Genomic DNA, 14820 nt, shown 5'->3' with positions numbered 1-14820 from the left:
AAGAATAGTGTTCATGAACTGCATTAATCTCGTTACAAAACCTACACGATACATGAATTTTGGATGTTTAGACTCAATAACTTTTTCTATGGTTTGAGCAACAGTTTCCATGCTACTTGCCATTTTTAAATCACCTCCGCTATGAGAAGCTTCAAATGCGGCATTGCTTCCTTTTTCAAAAAGTGGATGTCTATGTTTTGAATGTTGTACGGATATATTTGTAGTTCCACTTGCTACTCCTGCAGGAGAAATCAAGGAAACATTGATTCCCAAAGGCAAAAATTCTCTTCTTATCGCTTCCGAATAGCCATGCAATGCAAATTTTCCAGCACTATATGCCCCATTGAAAGTCCAACCAAAATCAGAACCAATGGAAGAGATATTGATAATGTTCCCAGATTTTTGCTTTAACATTTGCGGTGTAGCAGCTTTCATCATGTGCAATGCACCAAAGAAATTCACTTCAACTTGGTCACGAATTTCTTCTACTGTATATTCTTCATGTGCACCCACTAATTCGTAGGCAGCATTATTGATAAGAACATCCAATCGACCTTCTCTCTTTACAATTTCTTCCACCGCGCTTTTGCACGATTCAAAATCTGTAACTTCCAATTGCAATTGATTAATGCTCCTATTGGCTGCTCCTCTTGATGAACCATAAACAATATATCCTTTGGCTTTTAAATATTCAGCGGTAGCTTTACCGATTCCGCGACTCGTACCTGTTATTAATATTACTTTTTTATGTTTCATTTTGGTTTGCTATAAATTAATAAGGCAAAGGTGAGATGAATTGAAAAGCTTAAAAATCTACTGGATTAAGAAATGAAGTGAAACTAGTTTAACTTTTAATTTGATTTTTTCTGATTCGAGAAAGATATTGGGTGGTCATGCCCAAATAAGAGGCAATAGCGAATTGGGGAACCCGCTGTAAAAAATCAGGATATGATATAGCAAATTGTTCATACCGCTCTTCGGCAGTAAGCGTTAAACTGGCTATTAATCTACGTTGCATAAAGGCAAGACCTCTTTCGGCAACAGTTCTAAAAAAGGTTTCGAATTTATGACTATGGGCTTTTAGTATCTGTTCGTTTTCAAAATCCAATTGTAAAATTACACTGTCTTCCAAAGCTTCTACAAACATTGTTGCAGGTTGTTGATAGATGAAACTATTTGGGTCAGAAATCCACCATCCATCCATAGCAAGCGATATTATTTGTTCTTGACCATTTTTATCAATAACATATGCTTTAAATGTACCTTGGACTATAAAAATTCGATATTTAGCGATAAACTCGGGTTGTATAATGAATTGTCTTTTTTTGACCTTACGTTCTGTAAAATGAGAAACAAAAAAGTCAGCCTCTTTTTCTGTAAAAGAATGTTTTTTAATTAATTGATTTTGTAGTGATTGAACTTCTATCATTTATTTTCTGTTGTGTTCTTATGTGGTATGCGTTTATGTATATGGTTTGTTGCTTGTTTGTGTGCGATAATTTTTGGAAGTAAAATTAAAGGCAAGCAAATAAAGCAACTCACATTGGATAGGTTAAAACTAGTGATTTTTTATATACGCTGGTGTACAATGTTTTATTTTATATTTTAGTTGTTCCTTTATCTTTTCGAAATTAAAAATTGAGGTTATAAACGTGTCAATTTTAAAACAATTTTAAAAATTTGTTTGTTTTATAAAAAGTACTAAGCACTAAAATCTTTATTTTTTTTACACGTTGTTGTGTATTGTAATCATTATAACTAACGATCTATTTTAATAATTTTATAGTACTGCATTATTGAGTTTTTATTATACACTATAAAATAGGGTCCGTTTGGATAATTAGATACATCTATTTGATTAGTTGTGTTTGTTATTAAGCTTTGATATACTTGTTGCCCAACTAAATTGTACATTGTAAGTATACCATCTGTATGCTCAATGGGTATAAGCAAATTTAATTTATTAATTACAGGGTTGGGATATATTTCAAAGGTATCTTGCCCACTAATGTCTTGGTTTGTAAGTGTATTGCAAAACTGAGTAAAATTTATTTGTGTCGAAATTTGTAAGGCATCATCAAAATCATTAAAAGCATTTAGATCATCATATAAGAAATAATTTAGCCATAGTTTCAAAAAATTGAAAGTTATTAATTGCTGTTCCTCCCTAGTAATATTTAGAGTAGAATTGCAGAAAGATTCACCTAGAGTACAATTGAAATTGTCATCAGCAAAATAACAATGACCACCACCTATTATGCTGATATGAGTTTTACAAGTTGAGGCCAAATAATTGTACATAAGGATTTGGTTTTCATCTGGGGGCGTTACGCAATCATCATCTCCAGAAAAAATTAGCGTTGGCACAGTAATATTTGATGAAGACGAAATAGCAGACGGATTGGTTTCTGCGGCAGCAAAAGTCACTAATGTATGAATAATCGTATTGTTTTCTGCAGCTAAAAAGGATGCGCCACCACCCATAGAGTGTCCCATAAGGCCAGTTTTAGGAGCCAATGAATTAAAGAACAATGAAGAACTATCATTATTTTCATTTTGCATTTGAGCAGCCGCAAACTTTAAATCAAGTCCAAAATTTTCATGATTAGGTGTTAAGGTCATTTCAGTTGTTGGAAAACAAATTACATAACCATTGGGAACTAATTCTGTCCAAAAATTTTCATATGATGCCCAACTCATTAAAAATCCATGTCCAAAAACTATTACAGGAAAATTTCCTGAAGCGATTGGAGTATTTTCGCCTGAATTATATGCCGGATAATACACTTCGGTTTCAATATACCTGTTTCTACTACTGTCATAGAATGTAATTGAAGCATGACCAATGTCAAACGACTGTGCTCGAATATTAGTACAAAAAATCAATAAACCTACAAGTATTATAAAATCCTTTAATTTTATTTTAATCACTATTTTTTTATATTTCGTTTTTACTATTTATTTTTATTATTGCTCTGAGGTTATAAAGCAACTTTATTTTTACACAAAAATAAGGCAGTTTATAAGCACCAACCTTTTGGCTAAGCTCAAAATTTGCACGAACCAAAAGTAATAATTTTACTACTATTTATCTGTTTTTTATATACATAATAATCGACTGTTCTTCTTTTTTTGGATGTCGTACAATTTACAAGTCAATTGTTCTAAAGGTTAAATTTATTCTGGGGTTGTTTATTAGCTTTGTGGGTGGGAGTCTGTGTAGCCAATTTGATTGTGTGGTGTCTTTCATTAACAATAAGCTTCCGTGTTCTAATAATAATGAAATGGTTTCTTTTGTTTCCTTGTGCTTGAATGCAAATTTGCGTTCAGCACCAAAACTCAATGAGCCTATTGCTCCATTTTTCTTTAATTTTTTTTCTGCATCACTATGCCAAGCCATTCCTTCATTGCCATTATGGTATAGGTTAAGTAGACAAGAATTGAACTTTTCACCTGTATTTTCTTCAGCTAGTGTTTTTAATTCTAACAACTCCTTTGTCCAAGGCAAGGCACGTTTAGTTGTTTTAGAATAGGTGTACTCAAAGTCTGTGTCTCCATACCAAGCTACTTTTCGTTTGGTGATTATTAGTTTTCCGTAAATAAAAGCTTGATCATTTTTCCATTCAATTGTGTTTATTAAACAGTCGAAATAATAATTTGACTCTTTGTTAGTTAGTAGTTTTCCGTAATAATTTACAATACCATCTTTTGGCAATAAATTTTTCGAGTAGTCTGTTTCGTTATTGAATAAATCCATTTTATTTTACTTTATTTTGATAGAAAGTAAAAAAGGTTGAAACCCTTTTTTACTAGTTTCGTATTCTGTTACAAAGGAAACTCTATTTTTTACGCTTCATTCGTTTGCTTCATTTAAATTGATGTTCTATATTTCATAAGCCTGTATTGATTTAATAATTCCAATCAAAGCGACCGCTTCTTATTTGAACTGTTTAGCCTGATTGATTGACTGCATCAAACCAAAAAGTACCTGATATAATAGAATTTTGCAAGTCTAATCGAGTTATTTTAAGCTCTCCTGTTTTTTTATTATTGTATTAGTATAATATCTATTAGCCGTAGATGTAGAATAAATACCTCCTCCTCCTAAAAAATCTAGGTCGTCAACCATGTTTTTATTTAATATATATGTTTGACCTATTTTCAAATCTATTCTACTAGTTTGTATAACAACTCTTTTTTTTGAACTTCCTCTTAAGTCTGCAAAATTCATTGTAAAATAGAATTCACCATCAATAAATTGGTAAAAGCAATTTACAGAAGGGCTAATACCTTTTTGATGGGCTAAAAAAAACAGCATCATTTACCAAACAACCTACTGTATTTTACCAGTTTGGGTTTCGGGTGGCAGTTGGTCACCACCAGAAAAAGGGTTGTCGTCTTTGTTGCAACAAGATAGATTTGCGTGCTTTTTTGTCAATATTTTCGCAGAAAAAACAAAAGCCAACAAACGAGCAACTAATATTGGTTAAGCCAAAAACTAGCAATTAATTTATACGACGTTAGTTAGGCTAAGTGTTTTTTTTCATATTTGTTATGGATTATAATTATTCCTAGTCCAAAAAGAACAGCTACTACTATTAAAATGGTACTTACTAATCCGCTTACGCCGAACGACATACGAATTAAAATCGTTGAAACTACAAATCCGGAATTTCTAATTATTTTGTGAAATTTATCTGTGTAAAAGAAGGAAATTAACAGAAGAACAACATCTACTAATATCAAAACGGTAAAAAATTCGTCAAAGAATAGATTGTTAATTGTTTCAAAACTGGGCAAGTTATTTGAAGAAAAAGAAATTCCTGAAGTCCAATTCAAAAGTGTAAATAAAGCCATCATAAAAAATATTGGAACTAAAATAACAGCAATTATCTTCTTTCTAAGGATGAATCTTTCAACTTTTGATTTATTTTCATCTGGCAGCAGTGATTTTATAGTTCCTTGTTTTTCAAACTGATAAATAAGATAGAAAAGAATTATTGATGCCAAAATATCATAGGTAAATTGTAAATCTCCTTTTATATTAAACCAATCTGATGAAAGTTTAAGGGTAGATAAATCTTTAAATAATTTTCGGATAATTATAAGTGTTATAATTTCATACTGTTTAGTTATGTATGTAGTAAATGACTTAGGTAAGTAATAAATTAATAAGTAAACTTCATAAACAAGTATAAATGAGAATGGGGTATAAATTGCCGATATCGGATTTTTAAATAATTCTGATTCTAAATGAAAATTTACTATATTAAATTTTGACAAATAAATTAAAATTAAGTGAATGAAAAAGCCAAACAATGCAGCATAGAGTATTGTTTTTTCAATCCGTCTTTTGGCGTAGTCGGATAAAAAAAATTGATAAAGTTTATTAAATAAATTCATATTATATTAATTCTGATGTATTTTTACTAGCGTAAAGCACTTTTAATCAGCGCCTTTTGATTAAAGACTGACCACAACAAATATAAACAAAATTTTGATTGGTAGAGTTTTTTTGAAGTAAAAACCAAACCTAGGTCGTTGGGTAAACTGTTGTAGGTAAATTTTTATTTTCTTTTCCATTTTTAAATCCGACTACGTCATCTCTAATTTCTTTTTGTCATTTTTGTTCATTTTTTTCAGTTAGATAGTCGAATTTTTTTCAATTATACTTTTCCATACAGATTTCCGAAGGTTGAACACAACCATAGTCATAAAACGAAACTCATTCTTAAAATCAACATCAGTCAAAATATGCAAAGGTGCAATTCCTCCAGCAAGTAATAGGGTGGGTAGTCCGTTTTTAATATCAGATTTGGCAAATTTGCCAGCTTTATTACAATCAACTTTCTCACTAAAAATTAGCTTGCCAATATTCCTAAAATTTTTCTCTATCAGAATCCGATTCTTGACTGAAAGAGTAAAAAACAAACCCTATTAGAATCGAAATCAGTAATTTTATCATATTAGATTTTAAATAAATATTCTCCAAATTCTAAAAAATGAGGTAATAATTGCGAGAATTGAAATTAACATTGCAATTGACACTAATAGTCGGTTTGTTTTTTTTCTTAAATAGTTGGCGGATATTATAAATCCAATTAAAGATAAAATTACCAAATAATATCTGTAACTAAATTTTAATTCTGACAATCCAAACAAGGCTCTTGTTTTTCCTGTTGATTGAACATAATCTTGATAAGTATTTATAGTCACTTTTATAGATAAAATTAAGCAAATAAAACTCACGAATATTATCAAATAAATTATTTTTTTTCTATCCATAAATTTTATTCTGTAATACTATTTTTGTGTACTTATAGAGTTTGTTTATTCCACCAATTGTAAAATTTCACTTGGCACGCCTAATAATTCTTGATAGCACCAACTATTTGGGCAATCATCATTTAATTCCGAATGTTCTGCGATTCTAATTGTTATCACACCATTTCCTTGCTTAGTTCCAGTATAAACTTCTCCGATTTCAAAAGTTCGTTCAGATAATCCAACTACACCGCCAACCGTTACAGTAGCTGAATATTCTGTTATAAATTCATATTCATTGTTTTCAGTTTCATCATCTGAACTACAAGAAAAAAATCCAAAAGTTAGGATAAGAAGATAAAATAGTTTTTTCATAATTCAATTTTTTGATTTTATTACACGTATAGGATCTTTAGGTTGAGGTAGTAAATTTATTTCTTGTGTTTTTAGTAATTCCATAGCCACTTGAACCGCTTTTTCTAATTGTGGGTCATGACCATCAATTACTAATTTTGCGTCTTGTTCTACCATAATATCTGGGGCAACACCAATATTCTCAACATCCCATTCCCCTTTTGTATTATAGAAACCGCCTCGAGGCGCAGTGATTGATCCTCCATCAATGAGATTTGGAACATCCCATATTCCAACAAGGCCTCCCCATGTCTTTGTGCCAACCAACGGACCAATTTTTCGCATTTTAAACATATAAGGCAGCATGTCTCCACCTGATCCGGCCATTTCATTAATAATCATTACTTTTGGGCCCCAAATTCCCGCGTTAGGTGAGGTGAATGACTGCTTGTCGCTTGTAGGATTATTGAAATAACCGAGAAGTTCTCTTGAAAGCAAATCTGTGATGTAATCGGCAATTGATCCTCCATTATTAAAACGTTCATCAATTATAGCGCCTTTTTTGTTTTTTTGTGCAAAATAATACCGATTAAAATTAGTGTACCCACCTTCGCCTGTATCTGGTAACCAAACATATGCGAGCTTACCGTTAGAAAGCTTATCTACTTTTCTTCTGTTGCTTTCTATCCAATCTTGTTGCCGTAGATTGTATTCACTACTAACAGGTACTACGGTAGTTTTTTTTGCATCCTTCAAAACAGGTGTAGTATTGGTAGAAATTGTAATTTGTTTTTCTGCAGTTTGAGCAAAATAAGAATACAGATTGGTAGTTGTATTAAGTGGAACACCATTAAGCGCTAATAAGTAATCACCTTCTTTAACATTTATACCTGGGCCACTTAAGGGTGATCGCATCTTTGCATTCCAGCTTTCACCATTGTATATTTTTTTGATACGATACATACCATTTTCGATTATAAAATCTGCTCCGAGCAATCCTGTTGGTACTTTATCAACTTCAGGGTAATCGCCACCTCTAACAAATGAGTGTCCAATGGAGGTTTCTCCACTAAAAACATCAAGTACGTAATTGAGATCTGACCGATGTTTTACATGGTCGACCCATAGAGAATATGTTTTATATGCCCAATTCATATCCAATCCATGAATATTTTCAACATAAAAATAATCTCGCTGATATCTCCATGCTTCTCTAAATATCTGTTGCCATTCAAGAATCGGATCAACTTTTATTTTAACATCTGAAATTGATAAAGTTTCTTCGGCCAGATCAGGCTTTTCGGTTACCTTAGAGATTACAAATTGATTACTTTTTGTTACATACAGATATTTTTCGCCTTCGGCAGCTATCTCAAATCCAGAGATGCCGTCCACCACTTTTTCCGATTTTCTTTTTTCCAACGTAAATCGATTTAGCGAAAGACCCTCTTCAGACGGTATTTGTTCTGAATAAAAAAGAACACCATCCTTGGCAGTTTCTAATTGAATATAAACTCTTGAAGGCACCGGCAAGGCTATTATGCGTTGTTGCAATCCTTCGAAATCAATTTTTACAGGTTCAATTTTCTTTTCAACTTCTTTTTCTTGAGCTTCATCACTTTTTTTCTTTCTATATTTTGTTTTATCAGTTTCGGTTGCCTTGTCTTTTTCTGGCACTTCATCGTCACTTTCTGGAGCTAAAGGAGACAAAGTTTCTTTTGACAAAACGGCCATGTATATAGAACTCGTAACCGGATGATCAAAAGATGACATATCTAACCAGCCTACATTCATACCATAATCTATGCTTGCCATAAAATAAATATACTTACCACTTTTATCCCAGGCAGGCATTTTGCAATTCGCCATACCATCTGTTATTTGAAAAGATTTTTTTTGATCTAATGAATAAATAAATATGGATGAATATTCATTACTTAATCTTTTTGTATAGGCAATCCATTTAGAGTCAGGTGCCCATTCTCCATAAATGACGTGTTCAGGATGTGCGAATCCTTCTGAGGCAATTTCTGTAAATTTACCAGAACTCACTTCTACAATCCATAAGGTTCTATTTTCATTATAAAAACTTAAGTATTTTGAATCAGGAGACCAAGATGGTTTGTAATAGAATGTTGGATTTTCAATTGAAATTATTCTTTTTTCTTTTCCAAACTGATCTGCAATGACCAATTGATACTCACCTCCCTCATCAGAAAACCAGCTTATGCTTTTACCGTCAGGCGACCAAGCTACAGCTCTATCTGCGATGCCTTGACTATTAGAAATATTTCTAGGATTTCCTTTTTTTGCGGGAATCGTAAAAACATCTCCTCTTCCTGATAACGCTATGCGTTTCCCATTTGGCGAAATAGCTGTAGATTCAATATATTTTTCAATTTTACTCCAATGAAGTCTGGTCCATGGAAAATCACCAGTTACATTAATTGTAAGTTTAACAGGCTTATCAGAACCGAGAGCCAAGGTGTATAAGTAACCTCCGTTTTCGAAAATAAGTGCAACATTGTCACCTTCCAGATTTTTGCAATCAAATTCTTTAAAAAAGGTCACCTGATTTACTGTTTTTGATTGGGTACTATACGCCCATATATTCATTGTAAAATCACGATCAGAAAGAAAGTAGATCGTGTCATCCATCCATACAGGATCGATATCTCTACTATTCTCCCAAGGTAATTTTTGTGTGGCATAAGTTTTTAAATCAAAGATTCGAAGGGGGTTGTTTTGCCCCCCTCTGTAATTTTTAAACTCAGTTTCCCAAGGGGAAATTTGTTCATAAACAAACAGCAATCCATCGGGAGAAAATTTGCCATTAGCCGCCCTTGGTAAATTAAAAGGCGTTGGATTGTTACCTTCAACAGAAACTTCCCACAACTGATCCGGATTCGGAAAAGGTGCATTTTTGCGGCCAGAACTAAAAATAATTTTTGTCCCATCATTAGACCATCCCGTTACTTTGTCAACTCCAGGATGCCATGTCAACCTTTTGGGGTCGCCACCGTTAACGGATACTACGTATACATCCATATTTCCGTCATACTCACCGGTAAAAGCAATTGATTGTCCATTTGGAGAGAAATGCGGATTGGCTTCAACACCATCAAAAGCTGTGATTCTTTCAACATTTGAACCATCTTTATTTGCCACCCAAATATCAGCTGCATAAACAAATGAAATTTTATCATGGCTTATTGAAGGGCTTCTTAATAATCGAGATTCTTGAGCAAATACTTGTAAACCTGTTAATAAAATACAAAAGTAATGGAGTATAGAAAAATTAAATAATTTTTTCATGTTAGTCGATTTTATAAATTGATGACAAGGTCTCGTGGCTTGGCGTCAGTTGGTGATTTGGTAATCAAATTTATCGATTAAAAACCAAACTTCCAAGTACAAAACCAACGTTTATAGCTCTACAAAAAAAAACAGGCAAACTTGCCTGTTGAATTTCTATCTAAAAAATTTTCGATAAACACATAAAGGGTGGATATGAAATCGGTCCCGTTCAACCGGAGTTTCATAGTTGCTGCTTCGCAACCAACGAAACTCTAGCTGTTATAGGCAGTTTTTAATATTGTTTAAGTACTTGAAATTCATCATATGTTAAAAGCCATTCATCATTTATAAATTCCCATTTTTCTTGATAGATTTTACCTTCTCCAATATTCATACTCCAATGCGATGACAATGTCACACTAGAATTCGTCATAGCCTTAAATATTGGATTATGATAGGTGAGATTTTTAGCACCATCTGTAATTAGTTTTTTCCAAAAACCTTCAAGACTTTCTTTTCCTTGAATAGATGCAAATGGTACTGCATTCATTGAAGCATTTTCTGAATATCCATTTCCACAAACTTCACTTTTTCCAGAATTGAAACCGTTAGTCCACTTTATTGAAGCTTTAATTACCTCTTCTAAAACAATATGACTTGCAATAGGATTGGTTGTGTTTTCTTTTGGTGTTTCAAACTGTTCTAGAACTTGAAAGTTATCGTAGATTAATAACCATTGTTCTTCTTTTTTCTCCCATTTCTCTTGGTAAATAATGCCTCTTCCGACATTCATACTCCAATTTGCTGATAAAAATGCAGTAGTTTCATTGGCAACTTCTATACTTACATTAGTATAAATTAAATTAGTAGCACCCGATTGAATAAAAGGTGTCCAAAAATCAGAAATTTCTGTTGTCCCACTTTTTATTCCAAATGGAATAGCACTCATTACTGCTTTTGCATCGTATCCTTGTACACAAGCTGTGGCATTTCCTTTATTAAAATTTGCAATCCAATTTTTACTTGCATTCAATACTTCTAACGCTACTTCGTGATGTGCAGTAGGTGTATGTTCCGTAAAAGATTGTTTGATTTGGGTTTTTTTCGTATTCGAATTTTGTTCACATGAGACTAAACCTATCATTAAGACTATGGTTGTAATTACTGTTTTAATATTTTTCATTTTAATTGTATTTTAATTTAATACAAAGAAAAAGAGATTAAAGAATAATTACCTGTGACTTTTAGCACAACAGTTAAAAATTTATTTTAAAATTTGAATTTCTTTTTGCCCTAGAGTAAGTTTACCATTGGACTCTAACGTCTTTAACAATCTAGAAATAACTTCTCTAGTTGTTCCTAATTCTTTTGCTAATTGTTGATGTGATTTTTTTATAATTGCATTATTTGCTTTGGAAACTAAATAGTCGAATAGTCGGTCTTTAAGCGGTTGAAATGCTAAATTTGAATACTGATTAATAAGATGATTATAACTTTCTCTAAACGTATTTGTGGTAAACGTATTCCAAGATTTGTATTTAAAATTCCAATCTCTAACAAACCTTACAGGTATGTTGAGAATTGTACACTCTTCTTCTACTATAGCATTTACACTACTTTTGCAGTCTTCAAAGCAAGCAGAAAGTGATAAAGTACAGGTTTCCATAGCGTTTAAATAATAAATTAGAATTTCACGTTCATCATTTTCTTGATAGACTCTTACTTTTCCTTGTAACACTATTTTTAGAACCTTAATGTATTGGTTATTCTTGATTATAAAGTCACCTTTTTTGTGTGTTGTTATGGATGATTTTTCTTGAAGTTCGTCTTGAAGTTCTTGCTCTGTAATTCGAAGTTTATTTATAAAACTATTTAACATTTGTTTTTGGTGATTCAAATTACATACAACGTCAGTCTGTGAAAAAACTGCCGTTATATTTTTTCAAATATAATGTAAATTTCGAGTAATAAAGCAAGAAAAGTTGTATATTTAATGATGCAACACATCACAGGAATTCCTCGCAATCAGCTGTTTTTTTCTAGTTTAGAAGATACTATTTTACAGGAAAACCCCATTCGTTTTTTGTCGAAGCCTTATCATTACAAACTTTTCGATAACTCCATAGTGTTGACGGACCTGTAATCGGTTCCGTTCAACACGGGTTTCATTGTTCGTGCTTCGCACGCAACGAAACTCTAGCTGTTAGCAGACGTTATTTCTTATTTATTTCTAAATATTTTTTGGTAACAATTATTATAACACCATTTTTTCCTTTTTCTCCATATTTTTCAGTTGCTGCTTTTTCTTTTAGAACTGTAACATTGTCAATGTCATTTGGATCATATTTTTCGACTTCTTCTTTTGTGACAATTTTATCATCAATAATAAAAAGCACATCATTTATAGAGTTATTTTTTTTGGTAATTTCATAGCAATTTGCAACTATATCAATTCCTTGTATTGATTTTGTTAAATAATATTTTTCATCTATTGGATATCTTGGTTCTTTACTTTTGTCAATTTCCACATAAAAATATAATTCTTTATTTGTTAGTGACCAATAATCAGAACAACCTTTTGAATTCCAAGTGTTAAAAGTTGGATATTTTTCTAAAACTTCTTTTGCTGTTAAAGTTTTTAAGTTTACATAAGTTCCATCTGGAAGATTTCCTTTAAAATCTTTAGTCAATCTAATTTTAGCTATTAAATCTCTATCATCATATTTTTGAAAAATTATTCCTGGAAAATATTTTGAAGAATATCCTTTTCTGTTAACAAATTTGCTATCAGATACAAAACCATCTGAACATAAATCCATTTCCACAACTTCAACTTCTTTTAAATTTTCGTCTTGGTTTTTCAAGTCTGTAAAAGTTAATTCGCAAAGTTTTATTTCAGATAAGTTAATCAACTTTTCTTCTGAATTTTGTGAAAATAGAAATGAAAAAGTAAAAATAAATATTAAGGAAAATGTTGTCTTCATAGTTTTTTTTTGATAATGTCAGCTAACGTCAGTCTGTGAAAAAACCTGCGCTGTATTGTCATCAAATATAACAAAATACTTGTATAAAAAGAAGATTTTTCATATTTTTAAGAATGCAACACATCACAGGAATTCCTCGCAATCAGATGGTTTTTTCTAGTTTAGAAGACACTATTTTACCTGTATATCGTTTCAATTTACATTCTTAATTCGTATGCAACTTCATTATCGTCCAATTCAGCAATTTTAATAAAGTTAAGTTTCTCAATAAGTTTTATTGCTTTTTTATTTTGCTTAGTTGTTATTGCCCAAATGCGTCTTAATCCAATATCATTTAGTCCAAATTCAATAGCCAACAATAGAGCCGAATTCATAAAACCTAGTCCACGGTATTCGGGTAATAAAACACAACCAAGTTCTCCTTCTCCTTTGTCAAGTCCACGATAGTAACCGCAAGTGCCAACAATTTTATTCGTTAATTTGTCTGCAATGCCCCAATGGATAGAATTTCCATCCAAATAATCTTCATTTATTTTGGTTTGCATTTCTGTTGCTTGTTTCTTTGTTGTCGCCTGAATAGCGTCATAAAATGAAATTTCAATAATGTCATTAATGTCAGAAAATTGAATTTGTCTTAACGATATTTTGTTGTCAGAAATACTTGGAAAGTTGTCGTATGGTGGGAGTTTCATTCTGTTTGAAGTGTTTGTTTATGCTTACTGCTAAGGTGTTTGTGTATGGTTAGTTGCGTGGTTAAGCAACTAATTTAACAAATAAATCACAGATAGAATATTCGGCAGAAATGTTCGTAAACTGGCTAAAAACAGCAATTAATTTTATACGGTGTTACCACACGTTTTATTCTAATCAGTTGATAGCCAATTTAAAGTGTTTAGCACAAATAGTTTCCAATCATATTCTTCTTGATTCATTCCTGCTTTATCCTTTGTACCATCATCATTCTTAAAAATCATTGCCGTAAATCCATTTGAATCGCCCATAGCAACAACTTTTCCTTTACCTACATTTCCTGCCAACCCTTGGGAGTTACCTCTGCCAATTGGCCCTACTCCTGTGCTATGCTTAATGTTTTTAGATGACTTTGATAACTCTAACACATTTGTATAACTTTCACCTGTTAATGCACTTCCTCCTAATGTTAGTAAAGATGTCACTTTTTTATTTTTGTTATTTCCATTTATAATTGGATGTTCTTGATTTAATCCTCCATTTTCTTGCGTGAACTCAATCCAACCCTTATGTCCTAACTTTTTATTATAATTAAGGCTATCTATTGTAGTTCCAATACTTGAGCTGATTCCAAATTTCTTTAGTAAAGGATTAATAGCTTGGTCAAATGGAGCGTGTTCACTAAAAACTAAAAGTGAACCACCTTTATTTACCCAATCATACAAATTATTTATTTCTTCTTTAGTGAATGTAGATTCGTTTGTAACTTCGTTCTTAGTTGTGAAATCGAATGGAAGCGCACTTATAATCATTACAATATCAAAACGTTCTAAATAGTTTGGTGTAAATTTTAAACTATCTACTATTGTTTCATATCCATCCGCTTTTGCCAAGTCAGAAAAAGGTTTTATAAAATTCCACTGAATAAAAAAGTTATGGTGAGCACCATCTAAAAGAATTTTTGGTCCTTTTTCTTTCTCATATGTTGGTTCTTCAACATTAGAATTAAATTCTGTATCGTTTGACATAGGCCATTGTCCAAAAGTCAAATTGCTTGATACAAAGAGAATAAATATTGCAAAGTATATTTTTTTCATATAATTCATTTTTAATGAGTGGTAACGTTATGCCACTTAGCGAGGTTGCGGACTAAATTAGCCTTAACTTTCGGTTATTCACTGACCACAAAGATATGAAAAAACCTTTAAATTAAGCACTTACCCCGCCATTT

Annotated in this window: 13 protein-coding genes; all 13 read right to left on the bottom strand. The window is 31.8% G+C overall.

Going from position 1 to position 14820, the window contains the following annotated elements; translation table 11 throughout:
• The coding region (locus tag AABM47_RS08010) for an SDR family oxidoreductase (RefSeq protein WP_338410408.1) at window positions 1-756 on the bottom strand (756 nt) is incomplete at its 3' end.
• An 88-nt stretch (window positions 757-844) separates the two neighbouring features.
• Window positions 845-1429 carry a Crp/Fnr family transcriptional regulator gene (locus AABM47_RS08005; protein ID WP_338410407.1) on the bottom strand — a complete coding sequence of 195 codons (585 nt, stop codon included), beginning with the start codon at window positions 1427-1429 and terminating at the stop codon, window positions 845-847.
• Between the two features lie 329 nt (window positions 1430-1758).
• Window positions 1759-2931, bottom strand: a complete 1173-nt coding sequence (locus tag AABM47_RS08000) for a T9SS type A sorting domain-containing protein (protein WP_338410406.1) — start codon at window positions 2929-2931, stop codon at window positions 1759-1761.
• A 217-nt stretch (window positions 2932-3148) separates the two neighbouring features.
• Complete coding sequence (locus AABM47_RS07995) at window positions 3149-3757, bottom strand: alpha-ketoglutarate-dependent dioxygenase AlkB (protein WP_338410405.1); 609 nt, start codon at window positions 3755-3757, stop codon at window positions 3149-3151.
• Window positions 3758-4021: 264 nt separating this feature from the next.
• Complete coding sequence (locus tag AABM47_RS07990; protein ID WP_338410404.1) at window positions 4022-4231, bottom strand: hypothetical protein; 210 nt, start codon at window positions 4229-4231, stop codon at window positions 4022-4024.
• Between the two features lie 293 nt (window positions 4232-4524).
• The gene (locus tag AABM47_RS07985; RefSeq protein WP_338410403.1) at window positions 4525-5403 is read right to left on the bottom strand and encodes a hypothetical protein; all 879 of its coding nucleotides are present in this window, start codon (window positions 5401-5403) and stop codon (window positions 4525-4527) included.
• Window positions 5404-6330: 927 nt separating this feature from the next.
• Window positions 6331-6639 (bottom strand): hypothetical protein, encoded by a 309-nt coding sequence (locus AABM47_RS07980; RefSeq protein ID WP_338410402.1) that lies wholly within the window; start codon window positions 6637-6639, stop codon window positions 6331-6333.
• Window positions 6640-6642: 3 nt separating this feature from the next.
• Window positions 6643-9933 (bottom strand): PDZ domain-containing protein, encoded by a 3291-nt coding sequence (locus AABM47_RS07975; protein ID WP_338410401.1) that lies wholly within the window; start codon window positions 9931-9933, stop codon window positions 6643-6645.
• Between the two features lie 274 nt (window positions 9934-10207).
• Window positions 10208-11098 (bottom strand): hypothetical protein, encoded by an 891-nt coding sequence (locus AABM47_RS07970; RefSeq protein ID WP_338410400.1) that lies wholly within the window; start codon window positions 11096-11098, stop codon window positions 10208-10210.
• Window positions 11099-11179: 81 nt separating this feature from the next.
• Window positions 11180-11794: a Crp/Fnr family transcriptional regulator gene (locus AABM47_RS07965; protein ID WP_338410399.1), complete on the bottom strand. Its 615-nt coding sequence runs from the start codon at window positions 11792-11794 to the stop codon at window positions 11180-11182.
• Between the two features lie 334 nt (window positions 11795-12128).
• Window positions 12129-12899 (bottom strand): hypothetical protein, encoded by a 771-nt coding sequence (locus AABM47_RS07960; RefSeq protein WP_338410398.1) that lies wholly within the window; start codon window positions 12897-12899, stop codon window positions 12129-12131.
• Between the two features lie 197 nt (window positions 12900-13096).
• Entirely contained in the window at window positions 13097-13591 is a 495-nt protein-coding gene (locus AABM47_RS07955) for a GNAT family protein (RefSeq protein WP_338410397.1), read from the bottom strand.
• Window positions 13592-13762: 171 nt separating this feature from the next.
• The gene (locus AABM47_RS07950) at window positions 13763-14686 is read right to left on the bottom strand and encodes a hypothetical protein (protein ID WP_338410396.1); all 924 of its coding nucleotides are present in this window, start codon (window positions 14684-14686) and stop codon (window positions 13763-13765) included.
• Between the last annotated feature and the right edge of the window lie 134 nt (window positions 14687-14820).

Origin of the sequence: uncultured Flavobacterium sp. (assembly GCF_963925415.1) — a bacterium.
Classification (GTDB): Bacteria; Bacteroidota; Bacteroidia; order Flavobacteriales; family Flavobacteriaceae; genus Flavobacterium.
Note: the sequence above shows the minus strand (reverse complement) of the source record. Positions and strands in the feature narration are given on the sequence as shown.